Annotated in this window: 24 protein-coding genes; 23 read left to right on the top strand and 1 reads right to left on the bottom strand. The window is 32.8% G+C overall.

All coding sequences use genetic code 11. The features are described 5' to 3' along the window. The 10 genes from rlmN (at window position 1) to LQ675_RS00625 (ending at window position 10930) form a co-directional block, all read left to right on the top strand. Window positions 1-1092: a dual-specificity RNA methyltransferase RlmN gene (gene rlmN, locus LQ675_RS00670; RefSeq protein WP_049319422.1), complete on the top strand. Its 1092-nt coding sequence runs from the start codon at window positions 1-3 to the stop codon at window positions 1090-1092. Between the two features lie 3 nt (window positions 1093-1095). Beyond that, complete coding sequence (locus LQ675_RS00665) at window positions 1096-1842, top strand: Stp1/IreP family PP2C-type Ser/Thr phosphatase (protein WP_107617174.1); 747 nt, start codon at window positions 1096-1098, stop codon at window positions 1840-1842. Next, window positions 1839-3830 carry a Stk1 family PASTA domain-containing Ser/Thr kinase gene (pknB, locus tag LQ675_RS00660; protein WP_048542492.1) on the top strand — a complete coding sequence of 664 codons (1992 nt, stop codon included), beginning with the start codon at window positions 1839-1841 and terminating at the stop codon, window positions 3828-3830. The genes LQ675_RS00665 and pknB overlap by 4 nt, the downstream gene beginning before the upstream one ends. Window positions 3831-3960: 130 nt before the next feature. Further along, window positions 3961-5157, top strand: coding sequence for a hypothetical protein (locus LQ675_RS00655; RefSeq protein ID WP_207593118.1), 1197 nt, complete (start codon window positions 3961-3963; stop codon window positions 5155-5157). 75 nt (window positions 5158-5232) lie between these two features. Beyond that, window positions 5233-6522 carry a cytochrome P450 gene (locus LQ675_RS00650; RefSeq protein ID WP_048542496.1) on the top strand — a complete coding sequence of 430 codons (1290 nt, stop codon included), beginning with the start codon at window positions 5233-5235 and terminating at the stop codon, window positions 6520-6522. Between the two features lie 124 nt (window positions 6523-6646). Further along, window positions 6647-7327 (top strand): response regulator transcription factor, encoded by a 681-nt coding sequence (locus tag LQ675_RS00645; protein WP_048542498.1) that lies wholly within the window; start codon window positions 6647-6649, stop codon window positions 7325-7327. After that, window positions 7317-8702, top strand: a complete 1386-nt coding sequence (locus LQ675_RS00640) for a sensor histidine kinase (protein ID WP_239727022.1) — start codon at window positions 7317-7319, stop codon at window positions 8700-8702. The genes LQ675_RS00645 and LQ675_RS00640 overlap by 11 nt, the downstream gene beginning before the upstream one ends. A 58-nt stretch (window positions 8703-8760) precedes the next feature. Next, window positions 8761-9636 (top strand): ribosome small subunit-dependent GTPase A, encoded by an 876-nt coding sequence (rsgA, locus tag LQ675_RS00635; protein ID WP_152291678.1) that lies wholly within the window; start codon window positions 8761-8763, stop codon window positions 9634-9636. Further along, entirely contained in the window at window positions 9636-10283 is a 648-nt protein-coding gene (rpe, locus tag LQ675_RS00630; RefSeq protein WP_152291677.1) for a ribulose-phosphate 3-epimerase, read from the top strand. Before rsgA ends, rpe begins: the two co-directional genes overlap by 1 nt. 2 nt (window positions 10284-10285) lie before the next feature. Beyond that, window positions 10286-10930 (top strand): thiamine diphosphokinase, encoded by a 645-nt coding sequence (locus tag LQ675_RS00625; protein ID WP_048542510.1) that lies wholly within the window; start codon window positions 10286-10288, stop codon window positions 10928-10930. A gap of 54 nt (window positions 10931-10984) precedes the next feature. Here LQ675_RS00625 and rpmB read toward each other — a convergent pair whose 3' ends face one another. Beyond that, a complete protein-coding gene (gene rpmB / locus LQ675_RS00620; RefSeq protein WP_017000124.1) occupies window positions 10985-11173 on the bottom strand; it encodes a 50S ribosomal protein L28 in 189 nt (62 codons plus the stop codon). Between the two features lie 311 nt (window positions 11174-11484). On the opposite strand from rpmB, the gene LQ675_RS00615 reads away from it, so the two are divergent. The 13 genes from LQ675_RS00615 (at window position 11485) to LQ675_RS00555 (ending at window position 24014) form a co-directional block, all read left to right on the top strand. After that, window positions 11485-11859 carry an Asp23/Gls24 family envelope stress response protein gene (locus LQ675_RS00615; protein WP_016911554.1) on the top strand — a complete coding sequence of 125 codons (375 nt, stop codon included), beginning with the start codon at window positions 11485-11487 and terminating at the stop codon, window positions 11857-11859. A 15-nt stretch (window positions 11860-11874) separates the two neighbouring features. After that, a complete protein-coding gene (gene fakA, locus LQ675_RS00610; protein ID WP_048542513.1) occupies window positions 11875-13533 on the top strand; it encodes a fatty acid kinase catalytic subunit FakA in 1659 nt (552 codons plus the stop codon). A gap of 127 nt (window positions 13534-13660) precedes the next feature. After that, complete coding sequence (gene sdaAB, locus LQ675_RS00605) at window positions 13661-14326, top strand: L-serine ammonia-lyase, iron-sulfur-dependent subunit beta (RefSeq protein WP_025904553.1); 666 nt, start codon at window positions 13661-13663, stop codon at window positions 14324-14326. Window positions 14327-14339: 13 nt separating this feature from the next. After that, window positions 14340-15209, top strand: coding sequence for an L-serine ammonia-lyase, iron-sulfur-dependent, subunit alpha (gene sdaAA, locus LQ675_RS00600; RefSeq protein WP_058591368.1), 870 nt, complete (start codon window positions 14340-14342; stop codon window positions 15207-15209). 143 nt (window positions 15210-15352) lie between these two features. Beyond that, entirely contained in the window at window positions 15353-17392 is a 2040-nt protein-coding gene (recG, locus tag LQ675_RS00595; protein ID WP_048542517.1) for an ATP-dependent DNA helicase RecG, read from the top strand. A gap of 58 nt (window positions 17393-17450) precedes the next feature. Then, complete coding sequence (locus LQ675_RS00590) at window positions 17451-18071, top strand: class A sortase (protein ID WP_048542520.1); 621 nt, start codon at window positions 17451-17453, stop codon at window positions 18069-18071. Between the two features lie 992 nt (window positions 18072-19063). After that, window positions 19064-19648 (top strand): transcription factor FapR, encoded by a 585-nt coding sequence (fapR, locus tag LQ675_RS00585; protein ID WP_228097514.1) that lies wholly within the window; start codon window positions 19064-19066, stop codon window positions 19646-19648. Continuing rightward, window positions 19641-20627, top strand: a complete 987-nt coding sequence (plsX, locus tag LQ675_RS00580) for a phosphate acyltransferase PlsX (RefSeq protein ID WP_048542522.1) — start codon at window positions 19641-19643, stop codon at window positions 20625-20627. Before fapR ends, plsX begins: the two co-directional genes overlap by 8 nt. Beyond that, window positions 20620-21540 carry an ACP S-malonyltransferase gene (gene fabD / locus LQ675_RS00575; protein WP_048542524.1) on the top strand — a complete coding sequence of 307 codons (921 nt, stop codon included), beginning with the start codon at window positions 20620-20622 and terminating at the stop codon, window positions 21538-21540. The genes plsX and fabD overlap by 8 nt, the downstream gene beginning before the upstream one ends. Continuing rightward, window positions 21540-22277 (top strand): 3-oxoacyl-[acyl-carrier-protein] reductase, encoded by a 738-nt coding sequence (gene fabG / locus LQ675_RS00570; protein ID WP_048542526.1) that lies wholly within the window; start codon window positions 21540-21542, stop codon window positions 22275-22277. Before fabD ends, fabG begins: the two co-directional genes overlap by 1 nt. 87 nt (window positions 22278-22364) lie before the next feature. Beyond that, the gene (locus LQ675_RS00565; protein ID WP_017000113.1) at window positions 22365-22598 is read left to right on the top strand and encodes an acyl carrier protein; all 234 of its coding nucleotides are present in this window, start codon (window positions 22365-22367) and stop codon (window positions 22596-22598) included. A 318-nt stretch (window positions 22599-22916) separates the two neighbouring features. Then, a complete protein-coding gene (locus tag LQ675_RS00560) occupies window positions 22917-23162 on the top strand; it encodes a hypothetical protein (RefSeq protein ID WP_058591372.1) in 246 nt (81 codons plus the stop codon). A gap of 228 nt (window positions 23163-23390) precedes the next feature. After that, on the top strand, window positions 23391-24014 hold the full coding sequence (locus LQ675_RS00555; protein ID WP_152291676.1) for a CHAP domain-containing protein: 624 nt from the start codon (window positions 23391-23393) through the stop codon (window positions 24012-24014). Window positions 24015-24171: the final 157 nt, after the last annotated feature.

The following is a 24171-nucleotide window of genomic DNA, read 5'->3' as shown; positions in this document are numbered from 1 at the left end:
ATGCCAGCGATACAGAAAAAACGCAATAAATTTATGCCAAACTTCGAAAGACCTTCAATATATTCATTACAATTAGGAGAATTAGAAGATTGGTTGATCGATCAATCAGAACCAAAGTTTAGAGCTAAACAAATTTTTGATTGGTTATATGTTAAAAGAGTAGACGCTTTTAGCGAAATGACAAATCTTTCAAAAGAATTGAGAGAAAAACTTGTACAATCATTTGAAATTACAACGTTAGAAGTAGCTGTTAAACAAGAAAGTAAAGATGGAACAATCAAGTTTCTTTTTGAATTACAAGATGGATACACGATTGAAACAGTATTAATGAGACATGAATATGGGAATTCAGTTTGTGTGACAACTCAAGTAGGTTGTCGTATAGGTTGTACGTTCTGTGCCTCATCAATCGGTGGTTTGAAACGTAACCTTGAAGCGGGTGAAATTGTTGCACAAGTATTAACAGTTCAAAAAGCTTTAGATGCTACGGATGAGCGTGTCAGCCAAGTTGTAATTATGGGTATTGGTGAACCATTTGAGAACTATGATGAAATGATGGGATTCTTAAAAATCATTAATCATGATAAAGGTTTAAACATCGGAGCACGTCATATAACAGTTTCTACATCAGGTATCATCCCTAAAATTTACGATTTTGCTGATGAATCCCTACAAATAAACTTTGCGTTAAGTTTACATGCAGCTGATAATGAAACACGTTCAAGATTGATGCCTATAAACAGAGCTTATGATTTAGATAAATTAATGGAAGCTATTGAATACTATGTCAATAAAACGAATAGAAGAATCACTTTTGAATATGGTTTGTTCGGAGGTGTAAATGACCAAGTTCATCATGCAAAAGCATTGGCAAAACTAATTAAACATTTAAACTGTCACGTGAACTTAATTCCAGTTAACCACGTACCAGAACGTGACTATGTAAAAACATCAAAAGAAGATATCTTTAAATTTGAAAAAGAATTAAAAAGAAACGGGATAAATGCTACAATAAGACGTAATCAAGGTGCAGATATTGATGCTGCATGTGGACAACTAAGAGCAAAAGAGCGAAAAGAAGAAACGAGGTAACAAATCATGGAAGCACGGTTTTTTACAGATGTCGGTCAATTTCGAGAACAAAATGAAGATGCAGGTGGTATCTATACAAATCAAACGGGTCAAGTTTTATTAGTGATTTGTGATGGTATGGGTGGACATGCTGCAGGTGAAGTTGCAAGCCAATTTGTGAATGATTCACTTAAAGCTAGATTCGAAGATGAAAATTATATTGAGTATGATCATGCTGAAGATTGGTTACAATCTAACTTAGCTGATATAAACAGACAATTATATAACGAGTCTATGAACAATGAGATGTATAGAGGAATGGGTACAACTTGTGTTTGTGCTTTAGTCTATGAAAAAGACATCGTTGTAGCTAATATAGGTGATTCACGTGCTTATTTGATGAACAGTCGTGAAATGATGCAATTAACAAATGATCATACATTTGTTAATCATCTTGTTACGATTGGAGAAATTACGAAAGAGGAGGCTTTCACGCATCCTCAAAGAAACATTATTACAAAAGTTATGGGAACAGATAAACGTGTTAACCCAGATGTTTTTTACTACAATACAAAATTTTATGATTATTTGCTTTTAAATTCAGATGGTTTAACAGATTACTTACATGAAGATGACGTTCAACAAATTGTGATGTCTCATAAAGGTACGGTTGATGATATTGGTGAAACGCTTATCGAAGAAACAATCGAAGTCGAAGGTAAAGATAATATCTCGTTAATATTATATCCATTTGAAGGTGGAAAAATATGATAGGTCGCATAATCGCCGGTCGCTATGAATTTGTGAAGTATCTTGGTGGCGGTGGTATGAGTAACGTCTATTTAGCGAAAGATAAGATCTTGAACCGTGATGTAGCAGTGAAAGTAATCAACATACCGCCTTATGAAAAAGAAAAAGCAGTTGAACGATTCGAACGAGAAGTTCAAAATACGACGATTTTAAGTCATAGTAACGTTGTGAATGTACTTGATGTAGAAGAAGATGATAATTGTTATTACCTTGTTATGGAATATATAGAAGGACCAACATTAAAGGAGTATCTATGTAAAGAAGGTAAGTTATCTGCAGATGAAGCGGTTGAAATGACGCTTCAAATCTTAAAAGGTATCGCACATGCTCATCATCATCGAATTATTCATCGAGATATTAAACCGCAAAACATTCTCATGACTAAAAATGGGACTTTAAAAATATTAGACTTTGGTATCGCAAGGGCATTAAGTGAAACAGCTTTAACAGAAACGAATCATGTTATGGGTTCTGTTCAATATTTATCGCCTGAACAAGCTAAAGGTCAATCAACAGATGAATCATCAGATATTTATTCTATTGGTATTGTATTGTATGAATTATTAACAGGACACCCGCCATTTAATGGGGAAACGCCTGTAAGTGTAGCCATTAAACATATTCAAGAAGAGTTGCCATCTATTAGAAAAGAACGACCATCTATACCTCAAAGTATAGAAAATGTCATTATGAAAGCAACTCGTAAAGAAAAATCACTAAGGTACCGTGATACAAATGAAATGTATTATGACCTTTTAACAGCATTGGACGATGAACGTAAAGATGAATTACCTAGGTATGAGTCTGATTCAGATACTAAAACAATGCCCGTTATAAAAGCTGATGAAGAAGAAAGTGATACAAAGACTGTTCCAATTGCAACGACGCAACAAAATGCTAATGCACAACAACAAAATATGGAAACAAATAAACCTAAACGTAAGCGTAATAAATGGTTAATCGTTTTTGTACCCATTTTACTATTATGTATGTTAGTAGGTGCAATTGGTTTTGCCTTAACGGCTCCTAAATATGTAGACGTGCCTAACTTATTAGGTAAATCACGTGGTGAAGCCTTAGCTTTAATAGATGAAAAAGGTTTAAGTAAAGGTAAAATAACAGAAGCCTATAGTAATAGCTTTAAAGAAGGCGAAGTTATGAAAGTAACACCTAAAGTGGGTAGTAAGGTTAAAGAAATGACTAAAGTTGATTTAGTGATATCTCAAGGTGTTAAGACGTTTACCATAGAAGATTATGTTGGAAAATCAGCAGACAAAACGAAAAAGCAATTAGAAAAACAAGGCTTTGAATCTGTCCGTATAAAAGAACAGTATGATAAAGCGGCGAATGGCACAGTGATTAATCAAAATATCGAACCAGGTTCTAAAGTTGTACCTAAAGATACGATGATTATTTTGACAAAATCAATCGGCGTAAAACAAGAATACGTTAAAGATTATACAGGTGAAGAAATCAGTAAAGCAACTTCTGAACTTGAAGCGCTTGGATTTAAAGTAGAACAATCTGAAGTTGAAAGTGATGAACCAGCAGATACAATCGTTAAACAATCATTTAAAGATGGACAATTGCCAGTCGAATCAACGATTTATTTTGATGTATCTAAAGGTGAAGATAAAGACTCTAACTCAGATAAATCAGACGATAAAGATAAAAAAGATGACAGTGATGATAACGCAAGAGATAAAACATATACACAATCCGTTTATATACCATTTACAGGTTCTGATAGTAAAAAAGGTCAGAAAGTAGAAATCTTTGTTAAAGATAAATCAAATGATATCAAAAAAGTTGCAGATTCCTTTACGATTAAAAAAGATACAACAAGAAACATTAATTTCACGATTCCAAAAGGCGAATCAGCTGAATATCGCGTTGAAGTAGATGGTAAAGAGGTTGAAAGTAACACAATTGATTACGATGATTTCTAAATATATGAAAAGTATATAGCTATTTGAGGGACTGAAACATTAAACAGTGTTTCAGTCTCTATTTTTATACACTATTGATTTAATGTTTAGTTCTTAGTAAAATTTAGAAAATGAGTCTGGGGTGAAAAATATGCTTCCTTATGTGTCTTTATATGAATATGTATATCGTCAAACAGAACATGCTATTGTAGATGCTGATCAAAAGCACGCTATTTATGAAGAGTATAAAAATATTGTGACCTCATCTCATCTGTCTGATCAAGTCTTTATAGAAGTTATGAATAATTTCTTTTATGATATAGGCTTGTTGAGTACGTCTATTAAGGCATTGAAAATTCCTGACAAACAAGTTGGAATTAAGGTAAGAGCTACTAAAGATGCTTTAGTTGTTACGAAAGTGCTGGATGATATACGCTTTGTTGTTGGTGATGAAATTACACAGTTATCAGGGGATTCTATTGAATATTGTAGAATGAGATATCATCGTTTATTAAAAGATGAACCATACCATAGAGAAGAATGGGGACATATTTTAACTTTCCAAAATGAAGTAGAAGTAAAAAGAGCGAATCAAACTTATCACTTTGAATTGAGACATTATCCGGTGAGTACAGAACATACGATTGATGTGACGGTTAAGGATGATGTACCAATATTAGAATTTAACGGTGATATTCGTTTTGAACAAGCTGTTGAAGCGTTATACAAATTATCCAAAATTCAAGAATCATCTAAAAAAGTCATTTTTGATTTTAGAAATGCACAATTTAAAAATTTGAGTATCGCAGAGTTTCTTATGCCTTATTTTTATGAGATTGGCAATCAAGAAACAATATTAACGAAAGACACACAAGTAAAGGTTGAGCGAGAGCGTCATAAGTCGTTATTTAAGCAAAAATTAGAACGTTTGTATAAAGCATGCAGTGAAATGAATGAACAAGCTTTTTATCAAAATATTTTAGATCAACCTGTTGGTGATTGGAAATTCTTTGATGATGATAAAATTGATTTTATCGGATTAAGTCGATTTGAAGAAATTGTGATCTTGATTGATAAAGATACATCTTATGCAGCTGAATGGCTCGTTTATAAAGTAGTAAGATCGGGAATAGTCAATCTTGTCGGAAGACCAACGAGTGGAAATCTAGCGTTTTTTAATATTGTTGATGAAATTATTGATCAACGATTTATACTCAGTTTTCCAGTTGAAAATCTAAATCAATCGATTCAAGATGATGTCGTTTATCCAGATACGCTAATTGAGTGGTCAAAAAGACATGCATTAGTTGACAAAGATATAAAATTTTCAATTGATAATAGTAGTTGATTGATTATTTTCACAGAAAATGAAATAATATGTAAGTATATGAAATTTACAAAAATTCTAGGGGGCATTAACTTTATGGGTAAGCAAATACCAAAAGATAGAGGTCTAGACAGTACATTTAAAGTTTTGAAAGAAGGCTATAAATATGTACCAAATAGACTTGAGAAATTTGATACAAATATTTTTGAATTAAGAGCATTAGGCGGAAGAAGAACAGTTGTAATCAGTGGTAAAGAAGCAGCAGAGCTTTTTTATAATAACGATTTAATTGAAAGACAAGGTACGTTACCAAAACGTGTTGTTAATACTTTATTCGGTAAAGGCGCTATACATACTACTGGTGGTAAAAAACACATAGACCGTAAAGCTCTATTTATGTCATTAATGACTGAAGAAAATTTAGAATATTTGAGAGAACTTACACGTAGTACTTGGTTCATGAATACTGAACGTATGGAAAGAATGGACGAAGTTAACGTTTATAAAGAATCTATTATCTTATTAACTAAAGTTGGATTTAGATGGGCAGGCGTTATCGCATCTCCTGAAGAAATTGAAAGCTGTGCCCAAGATATGGATACAATGATTGATTCATTTAAAAATATCGGTACTGCATTCAAAGGATATAGAGAAGCTAAAAAAGCAAGAGATAGAGTGGAAACATTCCTAGAAAATCAAATTATTGCAGTACGTGAAGGTAAATTAACACCTCCACAAGGTACAGCATTACATGAATTTAGTCACTGGGAAGATTTTGAAGGTAATTTAATGGATTCTAGATTGTGTGCGATCGATTTAATGAACGTTGTGCGTCCTCTAGTCGCGATTAATCGTTTTATTAGTTTCGGTGTGAAAGCATTACATGATTATCCAGGAGAAGCAGAAAAAGTCTTCAATAATGAAAATGACTATGCTTATAAATTTGTACAAGAAGTTAGAAGATTCTATCCATTCGTACCTTATTTACCTGGTAAAGCAGCAGTAGATATCGAATTTGATGGCTATACGATTGAGAAAGATACTTTCTTAGTATTAGATATTTACGGAACATTGCATAGAGACGGCTTATGGGAGAATCCAGAAAGATTCTATCCAAACCGCTTCAGCGATTGGGACGGAAGTCCATTTGATTTAATCCCTCAAGGTGGTGGCGATTATTATACAAACCACCGTTGTGCTGGTGAGTGGATGACAATTATCATCATGGAAGAATCTATGAAATACTTCGCTAGAAACATTTCATATGATATGAAAAAAGACCAAGATCTATCTGTTAATTTAAATAAATTACCAGGTCGCGTCGTAAGTGGTACAATCATTGAAAATGTAAATGCATTAGTAAACCGTAACGTAGAATCAGTTTAATCATGAATTGATTCATTATAATAATATTATTCAGGCTGAAATTTCATTCGAAATTTCAGCCTGAATTCATGTATATATGAAAATTTTCAAAGATATTTGGTATCATAGGTAAAGAGGTGATGACATGGTAACTTGTTTAGTTGTAGATGATGATAAATTTATCTTAAATGATTTGAAGCGAGAAATTGAACGTGAACATATAAATGTTATAACAAGTCTCAGTGGTGAGGAAGCTATAGAAGTTGTAGAGCATAAATATATTGATATTGCTGTTGTAGATATTATGATGCCAGGTATGGACGGCTTTGAATTGTGTCAAATACTTAAGGATAGTTTTGATATTCCAGTTATCATGTTAACGGCAAGAGATGAGTTGAGTGATAAAGAAAATGCATTTCTCGCTGGAACAGATGATTATGTGACAAAACCATTTGAAATTAAAGAGTTAATATTTAGAATAAAAGCTGTTCTACGCAGGTTTAAAATTAATTCATCCAATGAACTTCAAATAGGTAATACACATATCAATAGTGTTGATATGGAAATAACGATTAATCAGAAAACAATGCTTTTACCAAAGAAAGAATTTGCATTACTAGATTATTTAATGCGTAACAAAGATAAAGTATTACAACGAGACAAAATTATTGAAGTTGTATGGGGTATTGATTTCGAAGGAGACGAACGAACGCTTGATGTACATATTAAACGTATTAGAAAGCGATTAGAAAAGTTAGAGAGTGATGTCTTGATTAAAACCGTCAGAGGCGTTGGTTACAAGGCGGTGCTTGCTCATGAGGTTTAAGTCTTTAGCTCAACGAATAACGATTTATACAATAGTTGTGATGCTCGTAAGTGCTATTTTAGGTTTCATTCTTACAAATATTTATTATCATATAGATTTAAAAGAAAAAAATGACCACAAAGTGTTTAATACTTTAAAAGATGTTCAAGATTATATTGATCATGATAATGAAATGTCGTTGGATAATTATTTAAATCACTTAAGCGAGCTACATTATCAAGCTGTATTGTATAATGATAAGTTGAAACCGACTTATTATGGTGATAACTTTAGAAAATATAATTTAGACAACCAAGCTGTTGAAGATGTATTAGACGGTAAAACGTATCATGGTATTAAGAATAGACCGTTTAATATTTTTATTACAGGATTCTTTGATAATGAAACGAGAAACACTGTCGGTATAAAGATTCAACATCAAGGTGCTGAGTATGCGTTATTCTTGAGACCTAGTGTGGGTTCCATGTTAGGCGAATTTAGAATATTTTTAGGGATATTGCTTGTATTGCTTGTCGTAATTTCATTAGTACTCGTGCTCTTCTCAAGTTATTCATTAGCAAACCCAATTAGACGACTTATGAAGACGACTGAATCATTAAGAAAAGGTGACTTTGATGTCGATATCAAAGTAACACGTGACGATGAAATAGGTATATTACAACACCGATTTATTAAGATGAGAGATGAACTTAAACAGCTAGAAATGATGAGACAATCCTTTGTTCAAAATGTATCTCATGAAATTAAATCTCCGCTACAGTCTATTTTAAGTTTATTAAGAGAACTTGAACATGAACAAGATGAAAATAAAAGAACACAAATTATAGAAGATATATATGCTAGGGCATATCGTTTGAGTAATTTAACGAAACAATTATTGTTGTTATCTGAGTTAGATAATAGTGAGCATTTATCATTTAATGAAACAGTACATGTTCAAAAAGTCGTTAAAGAAGTCGTTCAAAATCTGAATTTCTTATTAGAAGACAATGAAATCTCAGTTCTATTTGATATGGATGATTTAACTATTAAAGGTAATCATAAATTACTTTATCAAGCACTTTATAATATATTAAGTAATGCTATTAAATACTCACCAGAACATAGTATGATACAAATTGATCTAAAAGAACAAAATGAATTTGTACAAGTTTCGATTATTGATGAAGGTTATGGTATGACTGAGAAACAGCTGAAACATATTAAAGATCGATTTTATAAAGGTGATCAATCTCATAATGTACATGTTGATAGTAACGGTCTAGGGTTATCGATTGTTGATTCAATTATTGAACATCATGATGCTCAAATCTTCTTCGAAAGTGAAGTCGATAAAGGGACAGAAGTAACGATTTTGTTTAAGCAACATAAATAATTGATTATTTAAGCAGTATGATTTGGTATAATTAAAATAAAATGAGGTAGGTGTTATATTGAAAACTGGTCGTATTATTAAATCAATAAGTGGAGATTATTCAGTACAAGCTGACGATGGTATATATATTACGAGAGCTCGAGGATTATTCAGAAAGAAGAAGACATCTCCAGTTGTCGGAGATATAGTTGATTTTCAAGTTGAAAATGAAACGGGTGGCTATATTCAACATATTCATGAACGTGAGAATATATTATTAAGACCCCCTGTTTCAAATATTCATAAAGTTATCGTCGTGATGAGTGCATCAGAACCAGCATTTGGTCAACAATTATTAGATAGATTTCTCGTAGTCGTTCATTCATACAATATTACACCTATAATATGTGTAACTAAAAAAGATCTCGCGACTGATGATGAAATTCAACAAATACAAGATAAATTAGCGCAATATCAATCAATTGGATATGAAACATTATTTATAGGTGATGATGATGATGTATCAAATGCGATTAAACCTTTAATTGACGGTATTATCGTGTTAAGTGGACAATCTGGTGTTGGTAAATCCACGATTATGAATAGATTGTTCGACGATTTGAATTTAGAAACGAACAAAATCTCAAAAGCACTTAATCGTGGTAAACATACGACAAGACATGTTGAATTGTATGAGTTAGAGGGTGGTTATTTAGCTGACACACCAGGATTTAGTGCATTAGACTTTTCACATATTGAAAAGGAAGATCTCGCAGATTTATTCCCAGAATTTGAAGCCATTAAATCACAGTGTAAATTTAGAAATTGTACGCACATTAATGAACCTAAATGTGCAGTAAAAGAACTAATTCAAGATAATCATTTTTATCAGTTAAGATATAAGCACTATTTGACATTATTCGAAGAAATTCAAAATAGAAAGGTAAGATATTAATGGTAAAAATAGCACCTTCACTTTTAGCTTGTGATTTTGCAGAATTAAAACAAGAAGTAACACGCGCTAAGGAATCTGGCGCAGACATTTTACATTTTGATGTAATGGATGGTCAGTTTGTACCAAATATATCGATTGGATTACCTATTTTAGAATCATTAAGAAAAGTAACAGATATGACGATTGATACACATTTAATGATCGAGAACCCAGAACAAATGATTGATGCGTTTTGTGAAGCGGGTAGTGACATGGTATCTGTTCATTACGAGGCGACACCACACATTCATAGAGCGATACAACAAATCAAAGCGCATGATAAGTTAGCTGGTGTTGTTATCAATCCTGGAACGCCTGTAGAATCATTATCGCAAATTTTAGGAGACGTGGACTTTGTTCTAATTATGACTGTGAATCCAGGATTTGGTGGTCAAAGCTTCATAGAATCTACGTTAAATAAAATTACTTGGTTAGACGAATATAGAAATGAACATGACTTAAACTTTGAAATTGAAGTTGATGGTGGTGTTAATGAAGAAACAGGTGCGTTATGTAAAGCACAAGGCGCAGACATATTAGTTGCAGGATCTTATTACTTCAAACATGAAGACTACAAAGAACCTGTACACAAATTAAAGGGTGATTAATCGTGAAAGTAAATCTATTATGTAGTATGCGTCATATCAATGAACATATACTTCAAGATGAAAAGCACATTGATTGGATAGGTGTAGATAGAGGCACAATTGAATTAATTAAACATGATATTAAGCCTGTTGCTGCTATAGGAGACTTTGATTCGGTATCAGATGAAGAGTATCAACAAATCATTGAACATATCGATATTGATCCGGTTAAGAAAGAAAAAGATGATACCGACCTTGCATTAGCGGTTAACTTAGCAGTTGAACTCGGATACGAAGAAATTAGAATATATGGTGCGACAGGTGGCAGATTAGATCATTTTATGGGTGCTGTTCAAATATTAACGAAACCAGAATTTCTGGAAGATAATATTCAAATCACGCTCGTAGATAAGCAAAATGAAATTACAGTATTAAAAGCAGGAAATCATCGAATTTCACAAGTAGAAGGTATGAAATATGTGTCCTTTATTCCGTTAAGTACGAATATTAGAATAAAATTAGAAGAATTTAAATATGATTTACCATTTACAACTTTGGCACAAGGCTCAACGTTAACGATTAGTAATGAGTTTAAAGAGGGGCATGAACATCCATTAGTGACAGTTGAACTTGGCAATATATTGATGGTACAAAGTAAAGATAAATAAAAAAAGAGAACCTTCCACACAAAGGTTCTCTTTATTATATGTGACTTATATTCATTAAACGCGTGTAACTTTACCTGATTTAAGCGCACGAGCTGAAACCCATACACGTTTAGGTTTACCGTCAACTAAGATTCTAACTTTTTGTAAATTAGCGTTCCAACGACGTTTGTTAGCATTTAATGCGTGAGAACGGTGGTTACCAGTTCTAGCTTTACGACCTGTTACGAAACATTCTTTAGCCATAAATATCCTCCTTTAATGAAATATAAATACACATTTATTTACGTTTACACACTTTAATAATATAACACGCACTTATAATTTATTCAACGGATTTTTTGTAAATTAGCGAAAAAATAATAACAAATTTCGCAAAAAGTATTTTAAAGTTCAATTTATTTGTTATAATAATATCTTGTGAAAACGTTGTATAAAAAACGTGATTAAAATGATGAATTCTTGCGATGTGAATGTGATATTAAGTATAATTAAACAGAACATATAAAAGTAGTTAATAAAACGAAAAAATTTAAATGTGTAGGAGGGACGTAATCATGACTTTAGAAATTACAAATGAGTATGGAAGTATCGATATTTCAAATGACGTTATTGCAACACTTGCTGGCGGAGCTGCTGTAGAATGTTATGGTATCGTTGGTATGGCAAGTAAACATCAAGTTAGAGATGGCATTGCAGAAATTCTTGGGCGTGATAATTATGCCAAAGGTGTTATTGTATCTCAAAACGAAGGTGTTCTTGATGTAGATATGTATATAATTGTGAGTTATGGTACGAAAATCTCAGAAATAGCAAACAATGTCCAATCTGCTGTTAAATATACTTTAGAACAATCATTAAATTTAAAAGTCAACGCAGTCAACATATATATCCAAGGTGTTAGAGTTATTAATGATGATGAGGAAGCATAGGGAGGCAAATACAGTATGAATAAGATTGACGGCAAATTGTTTGCTGATATGATCGTTCAAGGATCAGATAGTTTATCAAACAATGCAGATTTTGTAGATTCTTTAAATGTGTTTCCTGTACCAGACGGGGATACAGGAACAAATATGAATTTATCAATGTCATCAGGTGCAGCAGAGGTTAAATCTCATAGTAATGCACATATCGGTGAGGTTGGTAAAATATTTTCTAAAGGATTGTTAATGGGAGCAAGAGGTAACTCAGGTGTTATCTTATCTCAATTATTTAGAGGATTCTCAAAATCGATTGAGAATGAACAAGAAATTGATGCTCAACAATTCGCTAAAGCATTCCAATCAGGTGTAAATACAGCATATAAAGCTGTTATGAAACCAGTTGAAGGAACGATTTTAACAGTTGCGAGAGTAGCTGGAGAAGCGGCGGTTAAAGCTGCTGAATCAACAGAAGATGTTATTACAGTTATGGAAGCTGTAATTGAAGAAGGTCAAAAAGCATTAGAAAACACACCAAACCAACTACCAGTACTTAAAGAAGTAGGTGTAGTGGATAGTGGTGGACAAGGTTTAATGTTTGTTTATGAAGGCTTCTTAGCAACATTAAAAGGCGAAAAAATTCAACCGGCTAAAGAAAAAGTAGATACAGATGAATTTATCAATGATGACCACGATTTCGGTGGCGTTATGAATACTGAAGATATCGTCTACGGCTACTGTACAGAAATTATGGTTCGCTTTGGAAAAGATAAAAAAGCATTCGATGAAGAACAATTTAGAGAAGATATGAGTCAATTCGGTGATTCATTACTTGTAATCTCTGACGATGAAATTGCAAAAGTACATGTTCATTCTGAAACACCAGGCGAAGTATTATCATACGGAAGCCAATATGGTGAACTGATTAAAATTAAAATCGAAAACATGCGTGAACAACATAGAGAAGTACTTCGTAAAAGCGCAGATAAAAAGATAAAACAAGAACAGCAACAAGAACAAGAAGCAATTGACACAGCAGTTATTACAATTTCAATGGGTGACGGAATCACGACATTATTTAAATCACTTGGTGCAACACATGTCATCAGTGGTGGTCAAACAATGAATCCTTCAACAGAAGATATCGTAAAAGTTGTAAAACAATCAGGTTGTAAAAATGCAATCATCTTACCAAATAATAAAAATATTATTATGGCAGCTGAACAAGTTGAACATTTAGTTGATATACCTGTAGCTGTTGTAGCATCAAAAACAGTATCTCAAGGTCTGTCAGCAATGTTAAATCTTAACTTAGAGCAATCAATCGAAGAGAATAAAGCGCAAATGGAAGACGCAATGCGTTTTGTTAAATCAGGTTCCGTAACGTATGCTGTTAGAGATACAAATATAGATGGTATTACAATTAAAAAAGGTGAGTTCATGGGTATCCATGAAAGCAGCATTAAAGTAAGTGATGCTGACCACATAACAGCTAGTAAAAAGCTTATCGATGAAATGATTGATGAAGACAGTGAAATTTTAACTATTATTAAAGGTGAAGACGCTACTGATGAAGAAGTCGATCAATTAGTATCATATGTTGAAGAAAACTATGATGAAGTTGAAGTAGAAGTACATCAAGGTGACCAACCAATTTACTCATTCTTATTCTCAGTAGAATAATCTCAAGATAAAAGACAACAATGTTAAACAAAAGCGTTGTTGTCTTTTGTGTTGTAAAACGCTTACAAAACGAACGAAAGTTGTTATAATGGTATGGTGAAATTAAAAGAGAAACGAGTGATTATTGATGAAATATAGAAGTGTCTTTGACATTATTGGTCCAGTAATGGTCGGGCCATCTTCATCACATACTGCTGGTGCAGTAAGAATTGGATTAATAGCTAGAGGTTTATTTGATGGTAAACCAGAACATATTGATATATATTTATATGGGTCTTTCATGGAAACTTATAAAGGACATGGTACAGATGTTGCGTTAGTCGGTGGTATTTTAGGCTATGATACAGATGATGATCGAATCAAAACAAGTCTTCAAGATGCTGAGCAACAACAGATTGATGTAAACTTTATCGAAATGTTTGAAGAGCGATCACATCCAAACACTGCAATTATCAACATGAGAAATAAAGAAATGGAAATCTCAGTAGAAGGTATTTCAATTGGTGGTGGTAAAGTTGAAATCGTTGCGATAAATGGATTTCAAATTGCCATTAGTGGGAATTATCCTGCGTTACTTGTTTTTCATAAGGATACTTTTGGCACGATCGGGAAAGTGACCAATGTCTTTGGTGATTATCGTATTAATGTTGGTAGTATGCAAGTGGCCCGTAAAGAGAAAGGTGAACTTGCATTAATGACGTGTGAATTAGATGATGATATTCCACAAGAAGTCTTAAATAAAATTAAAGAAATTGATGGTGTACAAACAGTCACATTAATGGGGGAATCATAAAAGGAGGGTAATCATGTTTCAAAGTGTAAAAGAACTTATTGAAATTTGTGAAAGAGAAAATAAAAAAATATATGAAGTCATGATTGAACAAGAAATGCGCGTGTCTAAACTCTCTAAAGAAGAAGTTTATCAAAATATGGAACGTAATTTAGATACAATGGAAAAAGCCATTGAACGTGGTATCAATGGTGTAACTTCAACAACTGGTTTAACTGGAATGGATGCTGTACTTTTACAAGATTATTTAGAAAGTGGTCAATCACTTTCAGGTGATTTAATGATTGATGCAGTCAGTAAAGCTGTTGCGACGAACGAAGTGAATGCAGCAATGGGTAAAATATGTGCAACACCAACTGCCGGTTCCGCAGGGGTTGCGCCAGGTGTGTTATTTGCGCTGAAAAAAAGACTAAATCCAACTAGAGAAGATATGTTACATTTCTTATTTACAACAGGTGCATTTGGATTTGTTGTTGCGAATAACGCATCTATATCAGGTGCGGCTGGTGGTTGCCAAGCTGAAGTTGGTTCAGCAGCTGCGATGAGCGCTGCTGCAACAGTAGAAATGGCTGGCGGTACACCTCAACAATCTGCAGAAGCATTTGCAATTAGCTTAAAAAATATGTTAGGACTTGTTTGTGATCCAGTTGCAGGTTTAGTAGAAGTACCTTGTGTTAAGAGAAACGCTGCAGGTGCTTCAAATGCAATTATTTCAGCTGATATGGCTTTAGCAGGTGTGAAATCAAGAATTCCTACTGATGAAGTAATAGAAGCTATGTATAAAATTGGCCAAACAATGCCTTCAGCACTACGTGAAACAGGTCGTGGTGGTCTAGCAGGTACGCCAACAGGTGAAAGATTAAAACAAGAGATATTTGGAAATTAACGAAAATATCAACATAAAGGCTGGGACATAATTTATTGTCCTGGCCTTTATATTTTTGTATAAATCTCATTTCGGTGAATTCGATTGGTTTATATCATATATTTGTTCTATAATTAGAGTATTAATAAATATAGGTGATAAAAATGAATAAGCAACATCTGATATATACAGAGCGAACTTTGCAAGAACTTAAAGGTGTTGGACCAAAAAGTTTACAGTTATTAAATGAATTAAATATCTATACATTAGAAGATTTAGTGTTGTATTTACCAACACGTTACGAAGATGAATCTGTCATTAATTTAAATGAAGCAACTGATGGTGATGTTGTCACTGTTACTGGAGAAGTGTATTCTAGTCCGACTGTTGCATTTTTTGGTAGAAATAAATCTAAATTAACGTGTCACATGCTAATTGATCAAATTGCCGTTAAAGTCACTTTCTTTAATCAACCTTATTTGAAAAAAAGGCTTGTAATGGGTGAATCAGTTACAATCAAAGGTAAATGGGATCAAAAGAAACAAATTATTGCTGGTCAAAAAGTAATGGCTGAAAAAGAAGACGGTGGAAATGCGTTAACACCTATTTATCGATTAAAAGAAGGCTTAAAACAAAAACAACTTAATAAATACATTGAACAAGCATTGCAACTTGTTGAAATTGATGAATGGTTATCACCAAGTTTAATGGATAAGTACAAATTAATGCCATTAAAAGATGTCATTCCAATTTTACATAAACCACTTCAATTTAATCACCTTAAATTAGCACGACGAACATTTTCATTTAATGAATTATTCTTATTTCAGTTAAAGATGAAATGGTTAAGCAAATTAGAAAAAGAGTCTAATAAAATAGAAGGTTTAAATTATGATGTCAATGCGATAAAATCTTTTATCGAAACATTACCATTTGAATTAACAGATGCTCAGAAAAATAGTGTGAATGAAATTTTTAGAGATTTAAAAGCACCTATTAAAATGCATCGATTATTACAAGGTGATGTAGGTTCGGGTAAAACGGTTGTTGCAGCTATCGCGATTTATGCAATGTTTAATGCTGGTAAGCAAAGTGCACTTATGGTTCCGACAGCTATATTAGCTGAACAACATGCGATCAGCTTAGATGAGTTATTTGGTGGACAATTGAATGTCGCTTTATTAACAAGTTCAGTTAAAGGTAAAAAAAGAAAATTATTACTTGAACAGTTAGAAGCAGGAGAAGTTGACGTCATTGTAGGTACGCATGCACTTATACAAGATGACGTGGCATTTAATGACATTGGATTAGTTATCATTGATGAACAACATCGATTTGGTGTAAATCAGCGTAAGAAGTTGCGTGAAAAAGGTGCAGATACAAATGTCTTGTTTATGACAGCAACACCAATACCGAGAACATTGTCTATCTCTGCATTCGGTGAAATGGATGTAACATCGATTAAACAAATGCCTAAAGGTAGAAAAGAAATTTTGACGTCATGGGCAAAACATGAAGAAATTGATCATGTATTAAATCAGCTAAATGGAGAAATATTAAAAGGTCGACAAGCATATGTCATTTGTCCATTAATAGAAGAAAGTGAAGCGTTAGATGTTCAAAATGTGGTCGCAATCTATGAGCAATTACAGTTACGTTTCGGTGCTGATAAAGTTGGACTTGTACATGGTAAAATGAATGCAGATGAAAAAGATGAAATCATGAATAAATTTAGTAATAATGAAATCGCGATATTAGTTTCTACAACTGTAGTTGAAGTTGGAGTGAACGTACCTAATGCAACATTTATGATTATTTATGATGCCGACCGCTTTGGTTTATCTACGTTACATCAATTAAGAGGTCGTGTTGGTAGAAGTCATCATCAAAGTTACTGTACTTTAGTAGCATCACCCAAAACTGAGAGTGGTGTAGAACGTATGCACATTATGACTGAATCCACAGACGGCTTTTATTTATCGGAACGAGATTTGGAAATGAGAGGACCTGGTGACTTCTTTGGCGTTAAACAAAGTGGTTTGCCTGATTTCAGAGTTGCAAATATCGTAGAGGATTATAGAATGTTAGAAGTCGCAAGAGATGAAGCGAGTGAATTAGTTCAATCAGGTGAATTTTTCAAACCTGAATATGATAAATTGAGATTATTAGTACAAGAATCTATGTCAGAACAAAATTTTGATTGACATTGGTACACGTATTGTATAAATTTGAATTACCATATTTTGAGAGTAGGTTAGAAACATGAGATGGTTATATAAAATTATAGGTATCTTATTAATCATGACGGCAATATCTATTTTCTTCTGGAATGATATTAGAACTTATTTTACAGACCGTGTTAATGATAAGGTCATCGAGTCGTATGTAAATCATGATGACAGCGTTAAAATAAATCCAATAGAATCATGGATTACTAAAACAGAAACAGATAACTTAAAAGTAAATGAACATATGGTTGGTTATTTAAAAGTACCAGCAGCAGATATATCAGAGCCAATATTTAAAGGGCCAGCAACAGAACAAAATTTAAAAAATGGTTTGTCATTAGTAGATGAGAATGAACAGTTAAGTGAGCAGAATGTCGCAATAGCAGGACATCGTGTAGAAGGCGCAGGAATAAGATTTAACTATCTCGATCGCGCAAAAGTTGGCGATAAAGTAGAACTCATCACATTAAAAGGTAAAAAAACATATAAAATTAAAAACATTAAAAATGTTAAACCAAATCAAGTGGAAGTATTAGATGAACATAAAGGTAAACCGAATCAATTAACGTTAATAACATGTGATAATTATAATCCAGATACATTATTGTTCGAAGAGCGCATGATATTTACAGCAGTAGAAGAAAATGCAGCATAACTTTGAGAGGGAAGAGCAAAATTTGAAATTTTGCTCTTTTTTTGTTAGAAGAAATGAGTTGGATGAAGTGGATATGAGAGGTCGGAGGGAGGATTCAAGATTTTGGTGTGGAGGATTCGAGATATAGTTGGATGGATTCGTGGAGGGCGAAAGGAGAATTTGAGATATTCTAAAAGATGTGAGTTAAAGAAGTAATAAACTCACATCTTATCAAAAGTTAAATGATTATTTAGAAATGAACATTTTTGATTACATAAAAAATCGACCAAGTCGTAGCTTAACTTCCTAATAAAGCTAAGAGATTAATCAAGTCATGGCTTAAGTCCTACATAAAGCCAAGAAATCGACCAAGTCGTAGCTTAACTTCCTAATAAAGCCAAGAGATAGTTCAAGTCGTAGCTTAACTTCTTAATAAAGCCAAGAGATAGTTCAAGTCGTAGCTTAACTTCCTAATAAAGCTAAGAGATTAATCAAGTCATGGCTTAAGTCCTACATAAAGCCAAGAAATCGACCAAGTTGTAGCTTAACTTCTTAATAAAGCCAAGAGATAGTTCAAGTCGTAGCTTAACTTCCTAATAAAGCCAAGAGATGGACCAAGTCATAGCTTAACTTCTTAATAAAGCCAAGAGATTAATCAAGTCATGGCTTAAGTCCCAAATAAAGCTAAGAGATAGTTCGAGTCGTAGCTTAACTTCTTAATAAAGCCAAGTCATGGCATAAGTCCTGCATTAAGCCATGAGTTTCTCCAATCCAATCCCCTCGAATCCAAGGTCTAATCTCCCCCAACTCCAACACCTAAACAATCCCAACCTCCCCAATTTCACTCATTCCACCTAGTCTTTACATCTTATTATGTAAGTCTTATGACCAAATTTGTAAATTTCGTTCTTTTTTATTGTATAATTTGTTGAGTATATTGTTATACCCGTGTTAGTATAAGTAAGATAGGTCATGATAGCAGGTGCTAATTTTAGCTATAAGTACATAATAGAATGGATTTGGATGAAATGAAATTATCAAAAGCAGATCGCCAGAGGGAATTAACAAATCGTTTGAAAGCTGAACCTTTCATAACTGACGAAACTTTAAGTGAATATTTTAAAGTAAGCATCCAAACTATTAGACTGGATAGAATGGAGCTAGGTATTCCAGAATTAAGACGCCGCATCAAAGATGTAGCAACACAAAATCATGATGAAATTAAATCATTACCCATTGAAGATGTCATTGGGGAAATTATAGATATTGAACTAGATAAATCAGCAATATCTATTATAGATATTAAGGAAGAACATGTTTTTACACGTAACGGTATTGCTAGAGGACACTATTTATTTGCCCAAGCTAACTCATTATGTGTAGCATTGATTAATGATGAATTAGCATTAACAACTAAAAGTAATGTTCAATTCAAAAAATCAGTAAAACTAAATGAAAGAGTCATTGCTAAAGCTACTGTGATTCATAAATCGAAACATATAGCTAAAGTAGATGTCACAAGCACTGTTCATGGAGAAACTGTTTTCCAAGGACAATTTGAAATGTATTATTCGAGCGAGGGTGAAAATAATGGTTAAGATTGCGATAGATATGATGGGCGGAGATGACGCGCCAGGTATCGTAATAGAAGCGGTTAAACAAGCAGTTAATGATTTTCCAGATTTAGAGATTTTGTTATATGGTGATGAAAAACAATTTGATTACAAACATGAACGTATCACCTTTTATCATACTGATGAAAAGATAACAATGGATGACGAACCTGTTAGATCAATTAAGAAAAAGAAAAATGCTTCAATGGTTTTAATGGCAAATGCTGTTAAAGAAGGTAAAGCTGAAGCATGTGTATCAGCTGGTAATACTGGTGCGCTAATGAGTAGTGGTTTATTTATTGTCGGCAGAATAAAAGGTATTGAAAGACCCGCATTAGTTGCGACTTTCCCGACAGTGACAGGTAAAGGATTTGTATTTTTAGATATTGGTGCAAACTCAGATGCTAAACCTGAACATCTTGTGCAATATGCTAAAATGGGTGAAATTTATGCCAAACAAATTAGAAGTATTGAAAAACCTTCATTAGCACTTTTGAATATTGGTACTGAAGAATCAAAAGGTAATGCTTTAACGAAAAAGACTTATCAATTACTTAAAGAAGAACAATTTGATAACTTTATTGGAAATGTTGAAGCAAAATCTTTATTGTTAGATGCATGTGATGTCGTTGTATCAGATGGTTATAACGGTAACATGGTGTTAAAAACAATCGAAGGAACAGCGACAGGTATATTTAAAATGTTAAAAGAAGCGATGACTGCTTCAACTAAAAATAAACTTGCTGCACTTACTTTGAAAAAAGATATTAAAAAGATTAGCAATAAAATGGACTATGCAGAATACGGTGGTTCAGTCCTATTAGGATTAAATGGTGTTGTTGTTAAGGCACACGGATCATCAGATCAACGTGCATTCTATAATGCAATTAAACAAGCTAAGCTAGCTGCAGATACTAAAATAGTAGATAAAATGAAGAAAGCAGTAGGTGAAATAAATGAGTAAAGTTGCAATCATGTTCCCTGGTCAAGGGTCACAAAAAGTAGGAATGGCAGAAGATTTATATCAAGAAGAAATTAATGCAACATCAATTCTAGAAAGAGCAAATGAATCTTTATCATTTGATTTACTTGAAATTATGTTTAAAGATCCAGAAGAAATTCTTGGATTAACTGAATATACACAACCAGCATTGTTAACGCATAGTTCAGCTTTAATGAATGCTTTAAAAGATTTAAATTATGACTACGCATTAGGACATAGTTTAGGTGAATATTCAGCATTAGTATCAGAAGGTGTATTAAAGTTTGAAGATGCCGTTCAAATCGTACATAAACGTGGTACATTAATGTCTGAAGCTTTTCCACAAGGTGTAGGTTCTATGGCTGCGGTATTAGGTTTAGACATTGAAAAAGTGAGAGAAATCTGTGAACAATTATCAACAGAGGACAAACTTATTGAACCAGCAAACATCAATTGTCCAGGTCAAATCGTTGTATCTGGTCATGCAGAACTCATTGATAAACTTGCAGCTGAAGGTAAAACACTTGGTGCTAAACGTGTTATGCCATTAAAAGTTTCAGGTCCATTTCATTCTTCAATGATGAAAACTATAGCAGATGATTTTGAAAACTACATTAATCAATTTGAGTGGAAAGATGCTGAACACCCAATTGTACAAAATGTATATGCTAAACCTGAAACAGATCATGAAGTTATTAAAGCGAACATGGTTAAACAATTATTCTCACCAGTTGAATTCAGTCAATCTGTTGAGTATTTAATTGATCAAGGTGTAGATCACTTTATCGAAGTCGGTCCTAACAAAGTATTATCTGGGTTAGTTAAAAAAATTAGTCGTGATGTTAAAATAACATCAATTCAAACAATTGATGATATTAAAGGATGGAATGAATAATGACAAAAACAGCTATCGTTACAGGTGCTTCTAGAGGTATTGGTCGTAAAATTGCATTAGAACTTGGTAAAGAAGGTTACAATGTAGTTGTGAACTATGCAGGAAATAAAGAAAAAGCAGAAGAAGTCGTTTCTGAAATTAAATCATTTGGTGTAGAATCATTTGCATTTCAAGCAAACGTAAGTGAGCAAGATGAAGTAAAAGCTATGATTAAAGAAACAACATCTCAATTTGGTACTATTGATGTATTAGTCAATAATGCAGGTATTACAAGAGATAATTTATTGATGCGTATGAAACAAGACGAATGGGATGACGTGATCAATACAAACTTAAAAGGTGTATTTAACTGTGTTCAAGCAGTAACTAGACCTATGTTAAAACAAAAATCTGGTCGCATCATTAACTTATCAAGTGTTGTAGGTTCACTAGGAAACGCAGGACAAGTGAACTATGTAGCAACTAAATCAGGTGTTGAAGGTATGACAAGAACATTTGCTAGAGAATTAGCATCTAGAGGCATTACTTGTAATGCAGTTGCACCAGGATTTATCGTATCAGATATGACAGATCAATTATCTGATGAATTAAAAGAACAAATGAAGTCACAAATTCCACTTGCACGATTTGGAGAAGATAGTGATATTGCACATACAGTAGCATTTCTTGCAAGTGATAAAGCAAGCTATATTACTGGCCAAACAATTCACGTTAATGGCGGAATGTATATGCAATAAAAGCTACTTTTATAGTAGAATAGGATAGTAAGAGAAATTGAATTTCTTATTATATAAGATTTAAATCATTTAAAGGAGGTGAATGGAATGGCAAGTTTCGACAAAGTTAAAGACATTATTGTAGATCGTCTAGGTGTAGACGCTGAAAAAGTAACGCCTGAAGCTTCATTTAAAGATGATTTAGGTGCTGATTCTTTAGATATCGCTGAATTAGTAATGGAATTAGAAGATGAATTTGATATGGAAATCCCTGATGAGGAAGCAGAAAAAATCAACACAGTTGGTGACGCTGTAAAATATATTGAATCATTAGAAAAATAATTCATATTACAAAAGCCCGTATACTAATGGTTACGGGCTTTTTATTATTATGTAAAAATGAAAAAGAGCTAATCTTCTAAAATTATTGGAGATTTTATATATGATAAGGCAAAGTAAAAATATTACGACCTTAATTGGTGGGGCATTTTTGTTTTCTCAACAAGTGTTATAATGAATTTTAATAAAGAGTAGGGGGCGATTTGATGAAAGTTTTTAATGATTTCGCATCAACATGGGATATAGAGGATTTAAGAAAATAAAGATAATGCCTATATCTCAATCAAAATAAAAAAACGATTGATATAGGAGCGCATAAATATGAAGAATATTGATAATCGTAATAAGTTAGTAGAGCAGCCATTTACGTTTAATATTACTAAAAAGAAAACGATAAGAATTTTTTATTTTGGTAAGCCAGTAACTATTTTAAAAAATTATAAAGCAGAGCAATTAATTGGTAGAATGGAAGATGTAGATTATGATGATTTTGAAGTTCAACTTTTATTAGCAAAAGCTACTGGTAACTTTAAACGTGGTAACGAAAAAAATAATAAGCGTAAATGACGATATTTAAGTTATATGCAATAAAGGATCTGATTTAATTCTCAGTTATTTAAATGGATTTGTTAGTTCGATAAATGATGTTCATAGTAAAGGCCACTGTATACTTTTAGTGGTCTTTTTGTAATCAATACTTAATCTTTATAACCTATCCAGTATACTTTATATATGATAAAATGTTTTAATATATTATTTATGAATATATATAAAACATATTTATTAGGGGGATGTATGAAGATTAAAAGCAAATTATTGTTAGCTATTACATTTACGAGCTTGACTGCATTGAATTTGAATTTGCATGCTGATGCTAAAGATGGCGGCGGTAGTGATACATCTAAAGATAAGACACCTAAGATACAGAACGTAGAGGTTGAACATAGAGATTATGATAAGAAATCGAGCAAGGTCCAAAAAGAAGTTGCGAAATCTTCAACGGCTGCAATGAATTATGTTTATTCATTGGAAGGCAAGGGTTGGGATTTTGATGGCTACTACGGTTGGCAATGTTTTGATTTAGTGAATTATTATTGGAATTATTTATATGGTCACGGTTTACACGGTGATTATGCAAAAGATATTCCAACTGCTAATAATTTTAGTGGTGAAGCAACAGTGTACAAAAATACACCATCATTTGTAGCACAACCTGGAGACGTTGTTGTATTTAATGAAGATTTCGGATCAGGTGCCGGACATACAGCGATTGTGTTAAACGGTAATGCGGACGGCAACGTGATGCAATTTACAAGTTTAGATCAAAACTGGTATGGTGGCGGCGCTGACAAGACAGAAGTTGCACAACGTATCACGCATGATTATGAAACTGAAATGTGGTTTATAAGACCAAATTAAGCAATCAATGATGATTACATAAAGTGAAATAGACGTCTGAACAATGCAATTTGTTCAGACGTTTTATATATTGTGTCAATGGATATTGTCGTTTATGATAATATTCTTTTTTTTTTATGAAATATAACGTAAAATAGATAGGAAACATAATATTAGG

Source organism: Mammaliicoccus sp. D-M19 (assembly GCF_022386695.1).
Taxonomy (GTDB): domain Bacteria; phylum Bacillota; class Bacilli; order Staphylococcales; family Staphylococcaceae; genus Mammaliicoccus; species Mammaliicoccus sciuri.
This window is presented reverse-complemented; position numbering and strand designations above follow the sequence as displayed.